Here is a 20667-nt window from a genome sequence, read left to right on the forward strand (position 1 = left end):
GCAGCCGTCAAAGGTGCAGAGTTCCCACTCCTTGCAGGGCAGCCTTGAGATCGCGGCAGAAGTAGGCAATCTGTTGCAGCCCCTGGGCAGGGGTGGGAGCTCTGGTCAGCCGCTGCACAAAGGCGCTGCCAACAATGGCTGCATCTGCTCCCCAGAGGGCGATCTGGCGGGCTTGCTCGGGGGTAGAGATGCCGAAGCCCACCCCAATCGGCAGGGAGGTGGATTGGCGCAACTGCTGCAGCAAGGCAGGGAGCCGCTGCTCCAGAGTGGATCGCTCGCCGGTAACGCCGGTGGTGCTGACCAGGTAGACAAAGCCGCTGGAGTGTTGGGCGATGCGCCTCATGCGCTCAGGGGGGCTGGTGGGGGCCACCAGTAAGATGAGGTCGATCCCCTCTGCCTGCGTCGCTTCCCGCAGGGGTTCAGCCTCTTCTAGGGGTAGGTCGGGGACGACTAAGCCGGCACAGCCGGCCCGGCGCAGCTGCTGCACAAAGGTGGGAATGCCGAGCTGGTAGATGGGGTTATAGTAGGTAAAGAGGATGAGAGGGGCCTGCAGCGAGAGGCCCTGCAACCCCTGCAAAATGGCGCCCAAGGTCACGCCCCGCCGGAGAGCACGGCTAGCTGCTGCTTGGATCACCGGCCCATCGGCCAGGGGATCCGAGTAGGGCACCCCCAGCTCGATAAGATCGGCGCCGCTCTGATCCAGAACCTGCAAAGCCTCAAAGGTGGTTTCCAAGTTGGGATCCCCGGCGGTGAGGTAGGGGATGAGGGCTTTTTCGCCGCGGCTGCGCAGCGCCTGAAAGCAGGCTGTGATCCGAGTGGGCATGGGATCCATTCGATTCTGAGGAGATTGAGAGCATCCCCCACTGTAGCGCCTGCCGGGATCCCTAGGGGAGAGGCACGAAATCGTAGCCGGTACCGGAGCGGTTGCCGGGCTCAACCCGCACCAGCACATAGGGAGCATTGCGGTCGCCGGAGGGCAAAAAGCGCACCTCTCCCGAAGCCCCGTCCTGGAGGAGGAAGTTGGGATCCTGCAAACGGGCCAGCACAGCGTTGCGGCTGGTGGCTCCTTGGCTGAAAGCTTGCAAGAAAACCCGGGTGGCATCATAAGCCAGAGCGGTGCGCCAGCTCACCTGCCCTCCCCAGAGCTGGGCTGCCTTCTGGGCAAACTCGCGGCTGCGCGGCACCTGGGGATGCCAGGGTACCGCCACCACCAAGCCCTCTACCGCTGCTCCCCCTTCTTGCAATGTGGTGAGGCTGAAGAGCACATCGCCGCCCAGAAGAGCAAGGGGCTTACCAGCTACAGCGTTCTCGCGGGCTACGGCCAGGGCTTTTTCGGCTACGGAAGCCGTGGGAGCTAAAAAAGCTACCTGGGCTCCTTGGCCGACGGCCCTTTGCAGGCTGGCCTGGGGGTTGAAGTCCGACGCCGATAAGTCGAACTCCGCCAGCACGATGCCCCCTTCGCTGGTCAGGGTGGAGGCAAAGGCGTCCCGCAGGCTGGTACTATAAGCGCTGTTGGGGTTGTAGAAGATGGCCACCCTTTGCAACCGCAACGTGTTGAGAGCATAACGGGCCAGTTGCGTGCCGGCCACTTGATCCGAGGGCACGGTGCGAAAAATGGCATCCCCCAGCATGCTGATGCGAGTGCTGGTGGAGGTGGAGGAGATCATGGCCAAGCCGGCAGGCTGATAAACCTCGGCCGCAGCCAGGGTGGCATCGCTGGTGTTATGGCCAATCACCCCCAAGATCTCAGGCTGCGCCACCAGGGCTTTGGCCACCGCTGCTGCTCGCTCAGGGTTATCGCCATCGTCGGCAATCACTACCCGCAGCAGCCGTCCTCCGATTCCCCCCTGTTGGAAAAGCTCCTCCTGAGCTTGCGCCACCCCGCGCAGGGTCTCTTTGGCGCGGTTGGGGTTGCTGGAGATGGGCACCACCACCGCCAGGCTCAAGGGACTGCCCTGCTGCTGGGCGCGGGCGTTGTTCAAGAAAATGCGAGCTTCTGGGTCGTTGCGGTTGCTTTGCAGACCCATCTCCAACACCGAGATGGCCGCGCTGAGGTTACCTTGGCGCAATAGCTCCGCCGCTGCCGTGGCCGTGGGGCTGCTATCGGCAAACAAGGTGCGCTCGCCGCTGGTCAGGAGCAGATCTTGTGCTCCACCCCTCAACCCTGGCAGCGATACTGGCGGTAGAGAAATGCGTTCCGGCCAGCGAACATAGCCCGCCCGCCAAGCACGATGACCGCCCCAGAGTAGCAATAGACCCAGGACGATGTAGACAATGGGTGGCGGAGACTTGACAACCATGATTCAGGGAAGAAAACGCCGACCTTCGGCCAGCAAAGACACTGATCGCGCCCTCAGGGATCCTCAAAAACCCGTCTTTTCAGGGACTTTCAGAGGCTTCTCGAAGAATAACTTAAGGGTGGGGACGGTAGGAAGGGCTGTTGCGGTATTGGCGCTCTAGCTGCTCCACAATGGAAATGGGAACGGATGAGGTCTCGGAGGGCTCTTCTGGCGAGGTGCCGATCTGCGTCTCGGTCTCCACATTGAACTGCCGAGATGTTGCCCAAACCACTGCTGCAATCAGCAAAAGGACGATAGCGGCACCGTAAAGAAAGGCGACGATGGCCATCGGGTCAATGGTTTAGCTTTCCCCTTCCATGATAAAGGCTGTCGAGAATTACCCACTTCAGGATCCCTTAGAGCAAGCCCTATGGGACTGGCACCGAGGCCAGGCCAAGGGATCCCTGCTCTTGCATGCCTACGGCCTGGAGGGGATCCCGTTGGCGGAAGAGCCCCAGGTGGTCTCCCCCGAGGTGTTCTTCACCCAAGAGCTGCCGGAGGTGGAGGCCATGGCTTTGGATCTCTGTCGCGGTCGGGTGCTGGACATCGGCGCCGGCACGGGCCGCCACAGCCTGCTGCTGCAGGAGGAAGGATTGGCCGTGGCTGCCTTGGATCGCTCGCCCGTGGCGTTGCAGATCATGGCCGAACGGGGAGTGCGCTGCCGCATTGCTGCCGATCTTTTCCACTGGGCAGGGCCGGAAGAGCCCTTCGACACGCTGCTATTGCTGATGAACGGCGCTGGCCTCCTGGGATCCCTAGAGGGGTTGGAGCGTTTTTTGTGCCGGGCTCGCCATTGGATTCAGCCCACCGGCCAGTTGCTTGTGGACTCTACCGAGCTCAGCGACTTCAGCGAAGAGGGCGACTCGGCGCGTCTGGAGGATCTGCTGCAGGATCCAGAGCCGACCGTTCCTAGGGACTTAGAGGGGGGGAAAGCAGAAACCAAGGTAGTGAACTTTGTGGCTGAGTACAACGGCCGGCGCGGGGATCCTTTCCCCTGGCTTTTTGTGGACCCGGAAACCCTGCTGCACTATGCCCACGCCAACGGCTGGCAAGGACAAATTCTCTACCAGGAGGCGGAGGGGGCTTTCCTAGCGCGGCTTACCCCTTTGTGAGCGGCTCATCTCTAGGGAGGCCAGCCAAACCCCACAGCAGGGCTCTAGGCGATACTCTAGTAAGGTGTTCTCGAGTTCAACCGGTGCAAACGATGGCTCAGCCTGCCCTGCGCATCCTGCTTGTGCGCCACGGTGAGAGCACCTTCAACGTCGAAAATCGCATCCAAGGTCGCTCCGATCTCTCTCGCCTCACCCCCAGTGGAGAAGCGCAGGCGCAACGGCTAGCTGAGGCCCTGACCGGGATCCCTTTGGATTACGTCTACTCTAGCCCTCTCTCCCGCGCCCTCGACACTGCCCACATTCTTCTCAAGGAGCGAGCGGGGGTCCCTTTGTTGATTAGCGAGCAGCTGCGGGAGATTGACCTAACGGAGTGGGAAGGCCTGACCTTTGCCGAGGTGAAGGAAAAGTACCCAGAAGAGTACTCCCGATGGCGGTACCATCCCGAGGAGCTGGAGCTAGGGGGACGCTTTCCGGTGCGGGATCTCTGGCAGCAAGCCCAGGGCTTTTGGCAACAGTTGGCTGAGCAGGTGCAGGCGGATCCCCGCTCAGAGCGAGGGAAGGATCCTAAGCATCCCCTCAACGTTCTTATCGTCGGCCACAGCGGCCTCAACCGTGCCCTGGTCAGCACGGCCATTGGCTTGGGGCCAGTCCACTACCACCGCCTGGGGCAAAACAACTGTGCCATTAGCGTCCTCAACTTTCCCCAGGGCCTGGGGGGGCCACCCCAACTGGAATCCTGGAACATCACCGCCCATCTGGGCCAATCCCTGCCCCAGCGCAAGCAGGGGATGCGCATTCTGCTGGTGCGCCATGGAGAGACGCAGTGGAACCGGGAGCAACGCTTCCAGGGGCAGCGGGATATCCCCCTCAACGCCACCGGCGAGGAGCAGGCAGCCAAGGTAGCCGAATTTCTGGCGGATCAGCCGCTGAATCTAGCCTTTTCCAGCCCCCTCAAGCGGCCCTGGGCTACTGCTGATGCCATTTGCCGCTACCACCCCAACCTCATTCTGCGTCCAATGGTGGAGCTGCAAGAAATCTGCCACGGCGACTGGGAGGGCAAGCTGCAGAGCGAGGTGGAGGCCCAATACCCCGGCGAGCTGGAGCGCTGGCAGCGGGATCCTGCGGCCGTGCAGATGCCCAACGGGGAAAATCTCTACCAAGTTTGGGCCCGCACCCGCTCAGCCTGGGAAGAAATTTTGGCCACTACTGCTGCTCAGTTTCCTGAAGGTACGGCAGTGGTGGTAGCCCATGATGCCATCAACAAAGCCATCATCTGCCAGTTGTTCGACCTTTCTCCCCATGCCTTTTGGATCTTCAAGCAAGGCAATGGCGGCATTACCGTCATCGACTACCCGGAAGGAAAGGAGGGTGCCCCAGTCTTAAGAGTGCTCAACCTCACCACCCACCTGTCCGGCCAGATTTTCGACTGCACCACGGCGGGCGCTCTCTAGGGGGTAAGAGATGGGATCCCCTCTCCTTGCCGACCTGGGTTTGCCAGACATTTGCCTCCAAGGGGTACGCCTGTTGGATCCCTGCCGCCAGCGCGATGGCGTGGCTGACGTTTGGCTACGTCGGGGCCGCCTCCTGCTTGTCGAGGCAACGGCAATCCCCCCCGCCAAGATCCCACGTCTGGACGCCGCCGGCTGGGTGCTGGGCCCAGGCCTGATCGATTTGTACACCTCTAGTGGCGAGCTGGAAGACAATGGCCTCTCCGCTGGCCGCGAGACTCTCACTTCCTTGGCAGCAGCGGCGCGGGCAGGCGGCTTTACCCAAGTTGGCCTGCTGCCCACTCCTCTTGCGGGGACGGCAGCCTTTCCCGTGCTGGATCAGCCAGAGCAGCTAGGTCGCTATCGTCGCCGGCCTGGGGATCCTCGCTGGCTGCCCTGGGCTGCCTTGAGCTTGGGTGGCCGGGAAGAAGCTCCCAGCCCTTGGGGAGAGCTGGCCCGCGCTGGAGCCATTGGCTTTGTGGCCCGGCTTGGGGGAGCAGAGTCGCTGCGCTCCCTGGCCCTGGTGCGACAAGCTCTGGAGTACTTGCGGCCCTGGAACAAGCCCCTGCTGGTTTGGGCCTGGGATCCCACCCTAGGTGGTTCGGGCAGTCTCTACGAGGGGGTATGGGCTCTGCGCCTGGGGCTAAAGGGCATCCCAGCCAGTGCCGAGACCGCCGCCCTAGCCCGCCTCCTGGAAGTGCTGCGCAGCGTTCCCTCGCCGCCGCCAGTGCATGTGATGCGCCTCAGCCAGGCCCGCAGCCTGGAGCTTATCCAGCAGGCGCAGGCAGAGGGGCTGCCGGTTACCGCCAGTACCACCTGGATGCACCTCCTCCTGTCTGAGGAAGCTGTCTTCGAGCGCGGCTACGATCCCAACTTGCGCCTACTGCCTCCTCTTCCCCGTGCCGCCGACCGGGAGGCCCTCATTGCCGGGATCCGCAGCGGTAGCCTGGGCATTGCCGTCGATCATGCCCCCTACACCTACGAGGAGAAGACCCTGCCCTTTGCCGACGCACCCCCTGGGGCCATGGGCCTGGAGCTGGCCCTGCCGCTGCTGTGGCAGAACTTGGTGGAGACGGGAGCGCTGACGGCGCTACAGCTCTGGTCGGCCCTTAGCCTCTACCCGGCCCGCTGCCTGGGGTTGGAGCCGCCCAGCCTGGAGCCCGGAAGCGATTGGGTGCTCTTTGATCCAACCCATACCTGGACAGTTTCGGCAGCCACGCTCCGCTCCCACTCGCAGGCCACTCCCTGGCTGGGCAAGACCCTACGCGGCAGGGTGCTGCACACCCACGTGGAGGAAGAGAGCAAGCGCTGAGCTGCAGAAGGAGACATTGCCCTCCCCCTGGCTTGACAATGGAGGTAGGAAGGGGATCCCCAGCTTGCCCAATGCCAACGCAGATTCTTCCCCCCACCCCCGAGCACCTTGCCCTAGCCGCTGAAGCCCTGCGGCAGGGTCAACTGGTAGCCATGCCTACGGAGACGGTGTACGGCCTGGCGGGCCACGGCTTCAACGAACAGGCAGTGGCCACCATCTTTGCCGTCAAGGAGCGCCCCCGTTTCGATCCCCTGATTCTGCACCTGCCCGCTGGGGTCTGCCTTGAGGCGCTGGACGGGGAGCTGGTGGATCTGTCGGCTTTTACTGCCGCCGCCCGCGCTCGGCTGGGATCCCTTGTCGACACCTTCTGGCCGGGCCCGCTGACGCTGGTGCTGCCCAAGGGACCCCGGGTGCTGGATCTCGTCACCAGTGGCTTGCCTACAGTGGCGCTGCGGATGCCTGCCCACCCCGTGGCCCAGGCTTTGCTGCAGGCAGTTCAGGTGCCTCTAGCTGCCCCCAGCGCCAACCGCTTTGGCCGCCTTAGCCCCACCTCAGCTCAGGCTGTCTATGCCGAGTTGGCGGGGCGGATCCCCTACATTTTGGACGGAGGAGAGTGCAGCGTGGGTTTGGAATCGACCGTGCTTAAGCTCAGCCCTGACGGCACGCCCACGCTGTTGCGCCCTGGCGGGATCCCGCGGGAAGTGCTGGAAGCTCATCTCGGCCTGCCCCTCCAGACTGCACCGGACAGCAACCTAAGGCCCGAAGCACCGGGAGGGCTCAGCAGCCACTACGCCCCCACCAAGCCCCTCTGGTTGTTGCCCGTTGCCTTTGACCAGCTCCGCCCTGAGGAGTGGCAGCGGTTGCGGCAGGAGACAGCTGAACATGCCCACCTGGGCGTCCTCAGTTTCTCAGCCGATGCCCAGGCGCTGGCGGAGAGCTTTGCCCACCACTGGGCGGGAGTTGCGCTGACCTTTGAATGCCTGGGGCCGGATCCCACTGCGGCAGCGCGGGCTCTCTTTGCCAGCCTGCGCCGCTTGGACGAAGGGGCAGCCACCCTGCTGCTGGCTGAGCCCCCCCCGGTTTTGACAGGGCTGGGCTATGCGATTATGGATCGGCTACGACGGGCCAGCAAGCCATGGAAGACTCCCCTCTTGTCGCCATCGTGATGGGCAGCGATTCGGATCTGCCCACCTTGGCCCCCGCCGCTCAGGTGTGCGAGGAGTTTGGGATCCCCTATCTCCTCCAGATCCTCAGCGCTCACCGCACCCCCGAAGCAATGGTGGAGTTTGCCCGCAGTGCCCACACCCGCGGCATCCGCGTCATCATCGCCGGCGCTGGCGGGGCGGCCCATCTGCCGGGGATGGTAGCCTCCCTTACCCCTCTGCCAGTCATCGGGGTGCCGGTGTTCAGCCAATCCCTGCAGGGGCTGGACTCCCTGTATTCGATAGTGCAGATGCCCAAGGGGATCCCCGTGGCTACCGTAGCCATTGGCAACGGCTATAACGCCGGTCTCTTGGCGGTGCAGATCCTAGCCAGCGGGGATCCTGAACTGCTGCAGCGGGTGCTTGCCTACCGGGAAAACCTCAAGCAGGCTGTGCAGGAGAAAAATGCCCAGTTGCAAGCTCAGGGGTGGAAAGCCTATCTCCGATCTGCCGACAGAGCATAATTAAAGCGTTGACCTGTCTTGGCGAAGAAAAAGTTGGGAGAGTTGCCGGCGGTGAAGAAGGGATCCAGTCGCCCCTCTTCTGGCCAGGGATCCTGGCAGGAGTATCTTCAGCGGGTTCAGAAAGGGGCAGAGGAAAGGGGAGCTCAAGCGGCGGGGTGGCTGCTGGGGGAATCGCAGGGGCGGGTTTTGGCGGTGTCAGGCTTGGCGTTGGCGGGGCTAGCCTTTTGGCACTGGCGCCTGGCCCTTTCCCTAGCAGTGGGCACTGGGGTGATGCTAGGGGTGTACGCGGCTTGCAGCCCTGAGTTTAGCCGCCGCTGGCAGGAGTGGCAGGCTTGGTTTCGCCAAGCTGACCGCTCCCTTTTGCTAGCCGTTACTGGTGGGGCAGCCGCCACCCTCGGCACCTACCTTGTGGTCTCAATCTGGGCAGAAGCCAACCAGCGCTGGCTGGCCACGGGCGCCATTGTGCAGGGGCTAGCCACCTTTGCCTTGCTGTCACTGCTGTTTTGGGAGTGGCTCAGCCGCCGGCAAGAGCGGCAGCGTTCTCAATGGGAGCGGGATCTTAGCGACATTGCTTCCCCCGATCCCTACAGGCGGCTGCTGGGGGTACGCCGGCTGCAGAGCCGCCTGCCCCATCTGGATCCCGAACAAACTCGGCTGGCAGTGGATTATCTGCGCCTGGCCCTTGACCAAGAAACCGTGGCCGTTGTGCGGGAGGCCCTCTTGGAAGCCCTGCAGGGATGGGGAATCCTGCGCCGCCTTAACGATTTGACCAGTCCCAACCCAGCTGAAAGCGGCGGCGATCCCTCGGCAAGCCGCAGAGGCAACGCCTAAACAGCTAGCAGCTCCACCACGGGAAGTAAGGAACTCGAGCCAGAGGCTGTCCGTCGTAAAGAGTGTAAACCTACTCTTTACGGAGGGTTACATTCCATGGTTCGCAAGCTCTTCACGCTCTCTTTAGCCGTTGCCTCGGCCACAGTGTTGGCTGTGGCTCCTGGAGTCCATGCCAGCAGCCCTAGCCCAGCGCCTGCAAGCGCGAAGACTGCGGCTCCTGCCCAAAAAGCCAAAACCATTGTGGATGTTGCCACTGAGGCTGGCTCCTTCACCACCTTGCTCAAAGCCCTGGAGGCTGCTGACCTGGTGAAGACGCTCTCTGAGGAGGGCCCCTTCACCGTTTTTGCCCCTACTGATGAAGCCTTTGCGGCCCTGCCGAAAGGCACGCTAGACGACTTGCTCAAGCCAGAAAACAAGGAGAAATTGAAGCGAGTGCTCAGCTACCATGTCGTGTCTGGCGAGCTTCTCTCTCAAAATCTAGAGGCCGGTAAGGTGACTACCCTTGCTGAAGTGCCGGTGGAGATCTCTATCAAGGATGGGATCCGGGTCAACGACGCCAAGGTGGCAACCCCCGATCTCAAAGCCTCCAACGGCGTTATCCACGTCATTGACAAAGTCCTCCTGCCACCGGAGAAATAGTCTTCTCGGCCTTGCAATCCTAAATCTAAGTCTGTAGAAAGCCTTCCTAGCACCCCCAGCTTCAAGGCTGGGGGCTTCAGGCGCGATCCCTGGCTTGGCTCTTGGGATTCCTACAAGTCAATACCAACGCTGGAGTTGTAGATTGCCTCCACCGACACACCGGCCACCCGCTGGGGACGCACGATCATGTACTCATTGTCCATTTGCTTGGGCAAGGTGATGAACTCGTCCCCACCCACCATCAGTTGGTTGATCAGCTCTGTGTATTCTCTGGCTTCCTTGACCCGTACCTGCAGGGTCTGACCCCCTTCCAGCATGATGTGAACGAGGTAGCCATCGGGTTTTCTGGGCATGGGCGCTCCTGCTTGGCTGCAGCAAAGGTCGATAAACATTATTCCCCCCTTCGAGAAACTTGACCAACCTCCGGCTCCTCCTGTCGGCAGGAGGCCATAACAAGCGGTGGATAGGAGAGGGGGCTTCCCCGGGGTGGTCGATGGGCCTACAGTAACAGGATGTGCCCATTTTGGGTTCTTTCCCGCTACCTCTTGTGGCTGGAATGGCTGACACGCCTTGCCCTCAACGGCTGGACTGGCGCAACCTCAACACCCTCTGGGGATCCGTTTTGGCCGAGACCTTGAGCCGGCTGGGCTGTCGGGTGGCGGTGGTGTGTCCGGGATCCCGCTCTGCCCCCCTCACCTATGCTCTGGCGCAGCACCCTGAGATCGAGGCCATTCCGGTGCTGGATGAGCGGTCGGCGGCCTTCTTTGCCCTTGGCTTGGCCCAGCAGCTGCGGCAGCCCATCCCGCTAGTGTGTACCTCTGGCAGCGCCGGCGCCCATTTTTTCCCCGCTCTCATCGAGGCGGCAGAAAGTGGTTGGCCACTTCTGGTTTTGACGGCGGATCGGCCGCCGGAGCTGCGCCACTGCCGCGCCGGGCAGACCATCGACCAGGTGAAGCTCTACGGCCACTACCCCAACTGGCAGGCGGAGCTAGCCCTGCCCAGCGCCGACCTAGAAGCTCTGGCCTACCTGCGCCAGACCGTCATTCACGCCTGGGAGCGTGCCCTCTACCCTTTCCCGGGTCCAGTGCACCTCAACGTGCCTTTGCGGGAGCCCTTGGCTCCCATTGCTGACAGCAGCACCGCGCCCCTGGCCCGTTGGCAGAAAAATCCGGAGTTCGAGAAGAGCTTTTTTCGGGGGGTTGCTCCGGCCGGATCTTCCTGCCAGGCGCTGCGGGGCAGTCCTCAGATGGAGAGGGCTTCCTTTTGGCAGGAGTGGTGCAGCTGTGAGCGGGGAGCGATCTTGGCAGGGCCGGCCCAAGCGGCGGATCCCCGCGCCTACGCTGAGGCAGTGGCCCGTCTGGCCCTAGCCCTGGGCTGGCCGGTGTTGGCAGAAGGCCTTTCCCCCCTGCGCAACTACGCTTCCCTTAACCCCTACCTCATCACCACCTACGATTTTCTCCTCCAGGGAGAGCAGCCCCATCTTTGGCCGGAGCAGGTCATCCAACTGGGACCCTTGCCCACCAGCAAGGCCCTGCGGCAAGCCCTGGCCCAAGCCCGACCCCGCACCTGGCTACTCGATCCCCGACCCCAGAACGCCGATCCCCTCCACAACTCCACGACCCACTTGCCCTTTGCCGTGGAGGAGGTGGCGGCAGGGATCCCAGTAGGCAAAGCCAAAACAACCGCTTTTCTGCAAGCCTGGCTGCAGGCGGAAGCAAAAGCTCGGGTTGAGCTGGATCGGCTGCTGGCAGCTCTGCCGGAGTGGTTTGAAGGCAAGATTGCCTGGTGGCTGGCCCATCACCTGCCGCCGGAGACGCCGCTATTTATTGCCAACAGCACACCGGTGCGGGATGTGGAGTGGTTTTGGCCACCCAACGACCGCCGCATCCGGCCTTACTTTAACCGCGGCACCAACGGCATCGACGGCATCCTCTCGACCGCCTTTGGGGTGGCCCATCGCCAGCGCCCGACGGTGGTGCTGACCGGGGATCTGGCCTTTTTGCACGACTGCGGTGGCCTGCGTCTTGCCCAATGCCTTCAGGGATCCCTGACGATTCTTCTCATCAACAACCAGGGGGGCGGTATCTTTGAGCTCTTGCCCATTGCCAAGGCGGGTCGCCAGGAGCCCAACCCTCCCTTTGAGCCCTACTTTGCCACCCCCCAGGCCGTGGATTTTGCCCTCCTCTGCCAGGCCCATGGCATCCCCCACCGGCGGATAGAGACCTGGGAGGAGCTGGCCCAAGCCTTGGATCCCTTGCCGACCCAGGGGGTGCGGGTGTTGGAGATCCTTACGGATCGGCGGGCGGACGCGCAGCGACGGCAGGACTGGTTTCAGCGCTGGTCTGAGCGGCCATCCACGCCGTAACCCGGCTCCAGATTTGCTCCGGCAGATCCTCGGCCTCGCAATCCAGCCATTGGATCCCTGGCATGGCCCGAAACCAGGTCATCTGCCGCTTGGCAAACTGGCGGGTGCGCCGCACAATCAAAGGCTGCAGCTCTGCTTCTGGGATCCGCCCTTCTAGGTAGGCGCCAATCTCCGCGTAGCCCAAGGTTTGTAAGAGGGGCAGGTCTGGCCCGTAGCGCTCCCGCAGCGTTTTCACCTCCTCAATCCAGCCTGCTGCCAGCATTTCTGCCGTGCGCCGAGCAATGCGTTGTTCCAGACGGGGCATTGGGCAGCGCAGCCCCAAGATGAGGATGGGGTAGCTGGGAGGATGGGCCTGCCTCAGGCGGGAAGCTGGCTTGCCGGTGGTGTAGATGATCTCCAAAGCCCGCAGGGTGCGCACCGTGTCATGGGGATGGATGTGCTCGGCGGCAACGGGATCCAACTGCTGCAGCCAGGCGTAGCGGATCTCGGGCGGCCACGTCTCTAGTTGAGCGCGCAACTCGGGCTGCGGCGGAACTGCCGGGATCCCCAACCCTGCAGTAATGGATTGGATGTAGAGCCCCGTCCCCCCTACCAGAATGGGAGTCTGTCCCTGCCGATGGGCCTCGGCAATGCGCGACTGGGCCGCCTGCTGAAACTCGGCCACGGTGTAGGTGTGGCGGGGATCCACAAAGTCCATCAACTCGTGCGGCCAGAGGGCCCGCTCAGCGGGGGTAGGCTTGGCAGTGCCGATGTCGAACTCCCGGTAGACCTGGCGAGAGTCGGCATTCAGCAGAGGGGATCCCAGCCGCCGAGCCAGCAGCAACGCCTGACGTGACTTGCCAGTGGCGGTGGGGCCGGCGATAACAATTAGCCCTGGAGTTACCATGCCGAGGGTGTTACTTGTTGCACTGGGTGGCAGACATTCAGAACCTGCAAAAATTGATGCAAGGCAACAAAATTTCTAAAAGGCTTTAGCTCTGTGGCTAGAATAGACTTCCTAACAGCTTTGGGCTCTTTGAAATTGCGGTGATCTCATCTTACGTTCCAGCTTTTGTTGGGTTGGACACTCAGCTTAGGCTGTCTCTCCAGCTCCCGAGGCCAGCCCCATGGCTGCTTGCCTGGGTCAAGCCTGGTCTCGGCTACCTGGGCTGGGCAGTTGGGGCAGGGGTCCTAGCGGCGTTGCTGGCGTGGAAACCTTGTCCAGCCCTGGCGGAAGTTTTGGTGCTCAAGCAAGGAGAAGTGCGCACTCTGCCCTTGTTGCAAACGCGGGCCCGACCCTCCTTGCAGATGGAGATGCTTTATCTAGGCATGGTGGAGGAGCGCTTCTTAGACTACGCCCACGCCAACAACTGGGAGACTATTTCCAGCGACCGAGAGGATCCCCGCTGGAGCCGCTGGCAACTGCGACCGGGCGGTGAGGCCCTCTATCCGCCGGATGCCCCTTCGTCGCGGGATCCCTCAGAGCCCCCCCTCTATGCTCGTGGGTTTTATGTAGAGGCCTACTTCATGGGCGGGCGGCTAGTGGGGATGCACCTCATTTACAATCCGGAAGAGCCAGGCTTCAATTTCAGGCAACTGCAAAGGCTTGTTCGCGCCTGGTTTCCCGATAACCGCCTAATGTTGCACTACCAGGTGCTGCCAGAGGATCCCGACCAGCATGTCCTAAGGGCCTACTGGGGCACCATCCCTCCCCCTTACCTTGCCGACATTCAGCGCAACAGCCGCCTGCCCTTCTGCCAGGTTTTTTTCAGCCCTACCTCGCCTCAGCCGCTTGTTCCCCCCTCTGCGCCTCCTCACTGCCTAGGTCAAGCTGAAGCAGGTGCCTCCCCTGCCGCTGCCCAGAAGAAGACGGCCGCTCTGCGCTAAAGCTTTGCGCGGGCTAGGGCTTGAGCTGAGGCTGCTTGCGGCGTTGCCGGCCTACGGGAAGAAAGCCCTAAACCGTCACCAGCTCGGGGCGGCGGCTGTGGCGAATGGCGCGAATGGCTTCCCCGTAGTCCTTGGCCTTGAATACGGCTGAGCCCGCCACTAGGGCATTGGCCCCCGCCTCGATGACCTGCCAGGCGTTGCTGGCCTTGATGCCGCCATCCACCTCGATCCAGGGATCCAAGCCCCGCTCGTCGCACAGGGCCCGTAACTGGCGAATCTTGGGAACCACCGCCGAGATGAAGCTCTGGCCGCCAAAGCCAGGGTTGACGCTCATGATCAACACCAGGTCCACCAGATCCAGCACGTACTGAATCAGCTCCAGAGGGCTGGCCGGGTTGAGCACCACACCTGCCTGTTTGCCCAGATCCTTGATTTGGCTGAGGGTGCGGTGCAGGTGGATGGTGGAGCTGGACTCGGCGTGAACGGAGATGATGTCGGCCCCCGCCTTGGCAAAGTCGGCCACATATTTCTCCGGCTCCACAATCATCAGGTGGACATCCAGAGGCTTGGCCGTAACCGGGCGCAGCGCTTCCACCACCAGCGGGCCGATGGTGATGTTGGGCACAAAGCGGCCATCCATCACATCTACGTGGATCCAGTCGGCCCCTGCCTCGTCCACTGCCCGCACTTCTTCCCCCAAGCGGCTAAAATCGGCTGAAAGAATAGAAGGGGCGACAACGATCGGCTTTTGCCCAGAGGCTGCTGAGGGCTGAGTCATGGTGAGTACCCAAGGTGTAAACCGCAAAACAGGGGAGCCTGCTCCTCTATGGTACGGAGTTTGATCCCCTTTGCAAAGCACCACCCGGCTTCTAGGGGATCCCGACAAAGCCGGCCCTGGCCAGTTGCACCCTCCGGAAAACTTGGGCCAGAGGCTCTCAGCGATCCGGCGGCTGCGCGTTGCTCTGAGGCTCTGGAGAGGCTTGCTCTGAGGGAGCTGGCTTCACTTTTTCTTCTAGCCGCAGGGCAAGCTGCTGCAACTGCATATAGATGCTGTTGACGGCCAGCATGGCCAGGACAGTGCCGAAAAACTTGGTGCGGGATCCCATAGACCAACCCCTGGGCAAGGCCAAACACTCGTTGCGCTAGCTCCAACTTAGCGCACAGGCGGAACAGACCCTCAGAGAAGAACTTCATTAGACCTAGCGTCATGCCTGCCTATCAGCACTTACATACTGCCCTTTGGGTTAGCGATCTGGCTAGGGCTGAGCATTTCTACGGGACGGTGCTCGGGCTCCCCAAAGCAGAGCGGTTTCCCTTTGACTTTCCCGGCGCTTGGTACCAGGTGGGCTCCTCTCAGATTCACTTGATTGTTACTGAGGAGCCGCTTGACCAAGGGCAGCCAGCCAGTGGGGGCAGCAAGGCGAAGTGGGGGCGCCTTCCCCATGTGGCGCTGGGCGTGGAAGACCTGGAAGCGGTAAAGGCCCGCCTGCTGCAGGCAGGCTACGAGGTGCAGCCAAGCGCTTCCGGGCGAGCGGCGCTGTTTGTTCGGGATCCCGACGGGAACGTGATCGAGCTAAGCTCCCTAAGTCCCCCTCAGCCATGACTGCGATGACAGAGCCCCATTCGCCCCAGCGGCGCGGCGCCCTGCCCCTCTTTGACCCCTCCACCGCCCTGGTCAGCTCGGCCCAAATGCGCTGCCTCGAGGAGCAGATCTTCGCTGCCGGCATGCCTGTGGCCGCTCTCATGGAAAAGGTGGGCCTGGCCGTTTTTGCCCAGTTGCGGCAGGATTTCCCCCATGCGCAGCGCATCGGCATCCTCTGCGGCACAGGGCACAACGGCGGCGACGGCTTGGTGGTTGGACGAGAGCTGCGGCTGGCCCAAAAGGAGGTGAAGGTTTGGCTGGGCAAGCCGGATGATCTCAAGCCCCTGACTGCCGACCACGCTCGCTATCTCAGGACGCTGGGGGCGGAGTTTGTGGATCGGCTGGAGGAGTTGGCCGACTGCGATCTACTGATTGACGCCCTGTTTGGCATTGGCCTAAACCGACCCCTGGGGGATCCCTGGGCGAAGGCAGTGGAGTGGGCCAACGGCAGCGGCATTCCCATCCTCAGCCTGGACCTGCCCTCTGGCCTCAACGACCAGACAGGCAAGATCTGGGGCTGCTGTATCCGCGCCAGCTACACCTATGCCCTGGGCCTCTGGAAGCGGGGCCTGTGGCAGGAGGCGGCTCTGCCTTGGGTAGGACAGCTGCGTCGCATTGATTTTGGGATCCCCCCTTGGGCCTGCCCGGCGGAGGCGGTTCCCCAGTTGTTGCTGCAACCCTGGCCCCATTTCCCCCCCGACCCGCCCTTGGACACCCACAAGTACCGCCAGGGATCCCTGCTGCTGGTAGCAGGCTCGACGGCCTATGCCGGGGCGGCAGTGTTGGCCGGCCTGGGATCCCGCGCCAGCGGCGTGGGCATGGTAACCCTAGTGGCGCCGGCGGAGTTGAAGGAGCTGATCCACAGCGCTTTGCCGGAGGTGTTGGTGCACCCCTGGGAAGGGATCCCTTCTTTGCCCCCAGTGGCTGAGAAGCCCTTCCAGGCGGTGGCGGTGGGGCCAGGCCTTGGGGAAACCCGCCAGCTGCTTTTGGAGATCTTGCTGCGGGATTGGGCCGGGATCCCCTGGGTGATCGACGCCGATGGCCTCAATGCCTTAGCGGAGATGGGGGTGGAGCGCCTGCCAGAAAACGGGATCCAAGCTATCCTCACCCCGCACCTGGGGGAATTTCGCCGGCTTTTTCCTGGGATCTCGCTTGAGGATCGCCTCGAGGCAGCCCAAAAGGCAGCAGCCCAGAGTGGGGCAGTGGTGGTCTTGAAGGGGGCACGGACGATCATCGCCTCTCCCACGGGGGAATGCTGGGTAAACCCGGAGAGCACACCGGCCTTGGCTCGCGGCGGCAGCGGCGATGTTTTAACTGGCTTAATCGGTGGACTAGTGGCGCGCAGAAGGGCCCAACTGGGTCAGGCGATGGGGATCTCAGAGCTACTGAGTTGCGCCTGTGCCGGGGTGTGGTGGCATGCCCAGGCAGCTATCCAGCTGGTGGGGGAGCGGGGTCCGACGGGGGTGGATCCAGTCCACCTAGCGGAGCACCTGCCCAAAGCGCTGCAGATTCTGCGGGGACAGAAGTCGGTCTAAGGTTGCAAGAACCCCAGCGCCAGCCCCAAGAAAATGAACAGGCCAAAACTAATCCGATAGACAATAAACAGCCAGGTGCTGCTGCGCTGCAAAAATCGAATGAGCCAATCGATGGACCAGTAGGAGAAGACAAAGGCCGAGAGCGCCCCCAGCCCCTGCGCTAGCAGCGCCTCTGTTCTGAACTCGGAGACAAACTCTTCCACCCCGGCCAAAAAGAGAGCGGGGATTCCCAGCAAGAAGGAGTAGCGGGCGGCAGCCGAGCGCTGCAAATCGAGCAGCAGAGCCGCCGTCAGCGTCACGCCGGATCGGGATACCCCTGGGATCAAAGCCAAGGCCTGGGCCAGCCCCACCCAGATTCCATCCCAAATGCCCAAGCTGTCTAGACCTCGCCGGCGTTTCCCCACCCGTTCTGCCCAGCCCAAAGCCAGGGCCAAGCCAATAGCGGCAGCAGCGATCACCCACAACTGGCGGGGCGGGGATCCCCAAATGGCCTTGACGGCCCATCCGGCCACCCCAATCGGCAACGTTCCCACCAGGATCCCCATGAGCAGCCGCCAAGACTCCTGCTGGAAGTCTCGCTCTTGCCAAGCCCTCCAGGAGCCAAGGAGCAACTGGCGCAGGTCAGAGGCAAAGTAGATCAACACTGCTCCCAGACTGCCCAACTGGATCACCGCCGCAAACGAAGCTCCCGCATCTGGCCAGCCCAGCAAAGCTGGAAACACCCGCAGGTGGGCTGTGCTGCTGATGGGCAGGAATTCGGTGATCCCTTGCACCATGCCCAAGATCAGGGCCTGCCACCAATTGGGATACCAGATGTCGGCCAGCACCAAAGACCGTCTCTCTCGATAGACCAGGCTGCCGTCTGGAGGAGAGTTCCCCTTAGAACGTGAGCCGCTCGGGATCGTCGATGGTAATCAGCCAGTTGCCCACCTTGCGGAAGAGGGGGTTGGGCTCTGTCCCCCGCACCCGCGCCTCTACCCGGTAGATGCCAGCAGCGGAGGGATTGCGCACATTGGAGAGCACCAAGCGGATCTCCTGGCCGGCGGCAATGGGTTGACGGGCTACCACCTCCAAAGAGCGAAACTCCTCGTTCCAGTACACTTCCGCCAGCTCCACCGGCTTGCCCTCCGCCTCTAGGCGCACATTCTTCGGGTCGATGACGGCATCGAAATTGCTATCCGCCTTGATCTGCACCTCTGCCACTGCCACATTTTGGGGTGGGATCTTCAGGCGATAGCGATCCAGCCGGCCGCGAATGCCGCGAAAATCCAGCCGATAGCTGAGGACAGGCACCCCCTCGCTGCCAGTGATGACAAAGCCCGACTGCGCCCTTGCCGAAGGGAGGAACAGCAGGGATCCCACTAGGCCTGCCAAAACCAGCCTTGCCCCCAGCCGGGGCCAGCAAAGACTCTGGGAATACTTCACCGCTCTCAACACCCAAGCTTCCCGAAAGACTTCGACTCAAGCAACCCCTGCTGCCGACCGAGCAAGCAGCAAGGCCATGAAGATGGAATCAAGTTGCTGTCTATTGTAAGGGGGTGAGATCCGCTCTGAAAGACTTATACAACGCTGGACAAAAGCGGACTTTTGCTCCAGGTTGACGCTTTCTCCCTGCTTCCACGACCCGTAGCTAGTGGCAGAGCTTACCCCTACCACCCCGCCAGAGGGATCTCCACAGGCGTAACTTCCCCGCGATCGCGATAGCGGGCCGTAGGCCTTGCTGCAGGTAGGTGCTACGAGCCCCCATAAGGCACACCGGCTAAAGATGGAGCCAACTTTAGCCTAGGCAAAGTGCCTACCAGAAAAGATGTACTCGCAAGCCTACTAGCTCAGCCCATCTACGTCAAGACAGGAGGTTGGTTATGCCACAAAGTGGCTGACTGTCCAGTGAATCAAGGACCAGAGGAGAGCCCTTCTAACGAGAGCGCCCAGAGCTCAGTCGGGTGCGGGAATGCGCAGTTTTTTCGCCGCCCTAATGCCCTACAACATCCAGAAGCTTGGGGGATAGGTGTCGAAGGATCCCGCTGGAGGGATCACTTCAAGAAACTAAGTACCCCCACCCCGAGTACCATCAGCACCCAGAGCAGGGATCCCACCAAAAGGACATTCTTGGCCCGGCTCCAGTCGCTGGCCGAGCTAAGGAGCACCGGCACCGCCACCACCAACAGCAAGCTGTAGAGCACCAGCACCAACAGAGCGATTTGGAAAATGAGCATCATCTTTCTTTACGGATCCCTTACAAAAGTCTTGTCTTGGATAAAGGCTCCCGGCAACACCGGGCGGCTCCTTGCTGATCTAGCTCGCTGCGCACCGGCAGCAGGGTGGATAGGATCTGACTATACCAAAACTGGGGCCCCTCCCTCTGGCCCGCCTGGCAAGGGAGCAGCTTTATTTGGATACAACCTGGATTCGGAAAGGGTTGAAGTCCGTTGCCACGTCAAAGTAGTCCTCCTGCTCTTGCTGCTTCAGCCAGCCGGTAATGGCGTAGGTGAGGGGAGTACAGGCTGCTTCAACGGCACACTTGAACACGTAGTTGGAGACGATGAGGCCCATAAGACCAGGGAACACCCCCCAGAAGGCGATGAGAATAAACAGGCCCGTATCCACCGCTTGGCCCACCATGGTCGAGCTGATGGTGCGCGTCCACAGCCAGCGTCCCCGGGTCCACACCTTCAGGCGCGCCAGCACATAGGCATTGGCAAAGCTGCCGCTCCAGTAGGCAATTAGACTGGCCAGCACAATGCGGGGGGTAAGGCCGAGGATCTGGTCGTAGGCTTCCTGGTGGGGCCAATCAGGGGCTGCCGGCAGGGATCCCACGATCATCAAGGTCACGGACATCAGGGCTGCCGAGAAAAACCCCAGCCAGATCACCCGCCGCGAGCGAGCATAGCCGTAGACCTCGGTGAGGATGTCGCCGAAAATGTAGCTGAGGGGGAAAAGAATGGTGCCGCCATCGAAGGTAAAGGGCCCCAAGAGCACGATCTTGGCCGAGGCGATGTTGGAGATGAGCAGCACCGCCACGAACAGGGCCGTCACCGCATCCAGGTGTCGGTAGGCGCGCTCAAAGCTTTGCTCAGCCATCAAGACCCCCCAACAGTTTACGGATATGCCGCAGCTCTTTGACGATTAGGGCTAAGCCCTGGCTGTGCCGTTCCACTTCGCTGGTGAGCTTACGGATTTGCTCTTCTAGGTTAGCGCTGTGAGACTCCTGACGATCTAGGCGCTGGTTGAGGTTGGCAAGCCGCGTCACTACTTCCCGCTGGATCAGGTTTTCCGTACCTTGGATAAGCAGCGTCTCGATGGCGGTGAGCTTGTTCAAGAGCAACTGGGTGTTGGTTTCCGATCCCGGCTCCGCTGCCGCTGCAGGAGTCACCTGCAGGGCCTTTTGGATTTGAGCCAGAAGAGTCTCCGCTTCAAACGGCTTTTCGATAAAATCGAAGTCGACAAAAGGCTCAGGGATGCGGGCCGTTACTTGTTCCTTCATCCCCGACATCATGATAACGGGGGTATTTTTCAGACTGTCTTCGCGGCGGATGGCTTGGAGGGTGTCGTAGCCATCCATCTTGGGCATGACAAAATCCAGCAGGATCAGGTCGGGGTGATGCTTTTTGGCGACCTCCAAGCCCGTCGGTCCGTCTTTAGCCTCCAGCACCTGGAAATGGTCAGCCAGGATGCTGGCCACCATCTTGCGGATCATGATGCTATCGTCAATGACCAACACCGTTTTGGTCGTCATGGCTTTTCCCATCAGTTCAGCCGGATCTGCCCCTTCCTTGAGCTCAGGAGGCAAGTGGAAACCCATCATTAGAGTACTCTCCTGCTTGGCGGAGGTTGTGCTCCGGGATCCAATTTGCCGGCTTCTCTTGCCGCCTA

Annotated in this window: 23 protein-coding genes; 11 read left to right on the forward strand and 12 right to left on the reverse strand. The window is 61.9% G+C overall.

The features are described 5' to 3' along the window. Positions 1 to 7: 7 nt before the first annotated feature. From trpA to NW833_RS02665, 3 genes are all read right to left on the reverse strand, one after another. The gene (gene trpA / locus NW833_RS02655; protein WP_414393288.1) at positions 8 to 823 is read right to left on the reverse strand and encodes a tryptophan synthase subunit alpha; all 816 of its coding nucleotides are present in this window, start codon (positions 821 to 823) and stop codon (positions 8 to 10) included. Positions 824 to 884: 61 nt separating this feature from the next. Next, complete coding sequence (locus NW833_RS02660) at positions 885 to 2300, reverse strand: ABC transporter substrate-binding protein (protein WP_414411457.1); 1416 nt, start codon at positions 2298 to 2300, stop codon at positions 885 to 887. Between the two features lie 112 nt (positions 2301 to 2412). Then, entirely contained in the window at positions 2413 to 2628 is a 216-nt protein-coding gene (locus tag NW833_RS02665) for a hypothetical protein (protein WP_414405379.1), read from the reverse strand. Between the two features lie 28 nt (positions 2629 to 2656). Here NW833_RS02665 and NW833_RS02670 point away from each other — a divergent pair, with 28 nt between their 5' ends. The 7 genes from NW833_RS02670 to NW833_RS02700 all read left to right on the forward strand — a co-directional run bounded on the left by NW833_RS02670 (position 2657) and on the right by NW833_RS02700 (position 9386). Then, complete coding sequence (locus tag NW833_RS02670; RefSeq protein WP_414393294.1) at positions 2657 to 3451, forward strand: class I SAM-dependent methyltransferase; 795 nt, start codon at positions 2657 to 2659, stop codon at positions 3449 to 3451. Between the two features lie 92 nt (positions 3452 to 3543). Beyond that, positions 3544 to 4902, forward strand: a complete 1359-nt coding sequence (locus NW833_RS02675) for a histidine phosphatase family protein (RefSeq protein ID WP_414393296.1) — start codon at positions 3544 to 3546, stop codon at positions 4900 to 4902. 10 nt (positions 4903 to 4912) lie between these two features. Beyond that, the gene (locus NW833_RS02680) at positions 4913 to 6250 is read left to right on the forward strand and encodes a dihydroorotase (protein ID WP_414411458.1); all 1338 of its coding nucleotides are present in this window, start codon (positions 4913 to 4915) and stop codon (positions 6248 to 6250) included. Between the two features lie 71 nt (positions 6251 to 6321). After that, positions 6322 to 7416, forward strand: a complete 1095-nt coding sequence (locus tag NW833_RS02685) for an L-threonylcarbamoyladenylate synthase (RefSeq protein ID WP_414411459.1) — start codon at positions 6322 to 6324, stop codon at positions 7414 to 7416. Next, positions 7386 to 7916, forward strand: coding sequence for a 5-(carboxyamino)imidazole ribonucleotide mutase (gene purE / locus NW833_RS02690; RefSeq protein WP_414405382.1), 531 nt, complete (start codon positions 7386 to 7388; stop codon positions 7914 to 7916). Before NW833_RS02685 ends, purE begins: the two co-directional genes overlap by 31 nt. 18 nt (positions 7917 to 7934) lie before the next feature. Beyond that, a complete protein-coding gene (locus NW833_RS02695) occupies positions 7935 to 8747 on the forward strand; it encodes a hypothetical protein (protein WP_414411460.1) in 813 nt (270 codons plus the stop codon). Positions 8748 to 8843: 96 nt separating this feature from the next. Continuing rightward, positions 8844 to 9386 (forward strand): fasciclin domain-containing protein, encoded by a 543-nt coding sequence (locus NW833_RS02700; RefSeq protein WP_414411461.1) that lies wholly within the window; start codon positions 8844 to 8846, stop codon positions 9384 to 9386. A 110-nt stretch (positions 9387 to 9496) separates the two neighbouring features. Here NW833_RS02700 and NW833_RS02705 read toward each other — a convergent pair whose 3' ends face one another. Next, a complete protein-coding gene (locus tag NW833_RS02705) occupies positions 9497 to 9739 on the reverse strand; it encodes a hypothetical protein (RefSeq protein ID WP_414393306.1) in 243 nt (80 codons plus the stop codon). A gap of 203 nt (positions 9740 to 9942) precedes the next feature. Here NW833_RS02705 and menD point away from each other — a divergent pair, with 203 nt between their 5' ends. Beyond that, the gene (menD, locus tag NW833_RS02710) at positions 9943 to 11751 is read left to right on the forward strand and encodes a 2-succinyl-5-enolpyruvyl-6-hydroxy-3-cyclohexene-1-carboxylic-acid synthase (RefSeq protein ID WP_414411462.1); all 1809 of its coding nucleotides are present in this window, start codon (positions 9943 to 9945) and stop codon (positions 11749 to 11751) included. On the opposite strand, the gene miaA is transcribed toward menD, so the two are convergent. After that, positions 11675 to 12637, reverse strand: coding sequence for a tRNA (adenosine(37)-N6)-dimethylallyltransferase MiaA (gene miaA, locus NW833_RS02715; RefSeq protein WP_414411463.1), 963 nt, complete (start codon positions 12635 to 12637; stop codon positions 11675 to 11677). The genes menD and miaA overlap by 77 nt on opposite strands. A 293-nt stretch (positions 12638 to 12930) precedes the next feature. Between miaA and NW833_RS02720 the strand changes: the two genes are divergently transcribed. Next, positions 12931 to 13617 (forward strand): hypothetical protein, encoded by a 687-nt coding sequence (locus tag NW833_RS02720; RefSeq protein WP_414411464.1) that lies wholly within the window; start codon positions 12931 to 12933, stop codon positions 13615 to 13617. Positions 13618 to 13684: 67 nt separating this feature from the next. On the opposite strand, the gene rpe is transcribed toward NW833_RS02720, so the two are convergent. Then, positions 13685 to 14395, reverse strand: coding sequence for a ribulose-phosphate 3-epimerase (rpe, locus tag NW833_RS02725; RefSeq protein WP_414393314.1), 711 nt, complete (start codon positions 14393 to 14395; stop codon positions 13685 to 13687). A gap of 157 nt (positions 14396 to 14552) precedes the next feature. Next, the gene (locus tag NW833_RS02730) at positions 14553 to 14723 is read right to left on the reverse strand and encodes a hypothetical protein (protein ID WP_414405389.1); all 171 of its coding nucleotides are present in this window, start codon (positions 14721 to 14723) and stop codon (positions 14553 to 14555) included. Positions 14724 to 14824: 101 nt separating this feature from the next. Between NW833_RS02730 and NW833_RS02735 the strand changes: the two genes are divergently transcribed. Together NW833_RS02735 and NW833_RS02740 are read left to right on the forward strand one after the other, a co-directional pair. After that, positions 14825 to 15220: a VOC family protein gene (locus NW833_RS02735; protein WP_414393318.1), complete on the forward strand. Its 396-nt coding sequence runs from the start codon at positions 14825 to 14827 to the stop codon at positions 15218 to 15220. Then, positions 15217 to 16794, forward strand: a complete 1578-nt coding sequence (locus tag NW833_RS02740; RefSeq protein ID WP_414411465.1) for an NAD(P)H-hydrate dehydratase — start codon at positions 15217 to 15219, stop codon at positions 16792 to 16794. The genes NW833_RS02735 and NW833_RS02740 overlap by 4 nt, the downstream gene beginning before the upstream one ends. Here the strand turns inward: NW833_RS02740 and NW833_RS02745 are convergent. The 5 genes from NW833_RS02745 to NW833_RS02765 form a co-directional block, all read right to left on the reverse strand. Then, positions 16791 to 17621 (reverse strand): undecaprenyl-diphosphate phosphatase, encoded by an 831-nt coding sequence (locus NW833_RS02745; RefSeq protein WP_414411466.1) that lies wholly within the window; start codon positions 17619 to 17621, stop codon positions 16791 to 16793. The two genes, NW833_RS02740 and NW833_RS02745, sit on opposite strands and share 4 nt — an antisense overlap. A gap of 52 nt (positions 17622 to 17673) precedes the next feature. Further along, positions 17674 to 18231: a DUF2808 domain-containing protein gene (locus NW833_RS02750; protein WP_414411467.1), complete on the reverse strand. Its 558-nt coding sequence runs from the start codon at positions 18229 to 18231 to the stop codon at positions 17674 to 17676. Positions 18232 to 18827: 596 nt separating this feature from the next. Next, entirely contained in the window at positions 18828 to 19010 is a 183-nt protein-coding gene (gene psbZ / locus NW833_RS02755) for a photosystem II reaction center protein PsbZ (protein WP_414393323.1), read from the reverse strand. A gap of 172 nt (positions 19011 to 19182) precedes the next feature. Then, a complete protein-coding gene (locus NW833_RS02760; RefSeq protein ID WP_414411468.1) occupies positions 19183 to 19875 on the reverse strand; it encodes a queuosine precursor transporter in 693 nt (230 codons plus the stop codon). Then, entirely contained in the window at positions 19868 to 20596 is a 729-nt protein-coding gene (locus tag NW833_RS02765) for a response regulator (protein WP_414411469.1), read from the reverse strand. Before NW833_RS02765 ends, NW833_RS02760 begins: the two co-directional genes overlap by 8 nt. Positions 20597 to 20667 lie beyond the last annotated feature (71 nt).

It is taken from the genome of Synechococcus sp. O70.1, assembly GCF_047462215.1.
Taxonomy (GTDB): domain Bacteria; phylum Cyanobacteriota; class Cyanobacteriia; order Thermostichales; family Thermostichaceae; genus Thermostichus.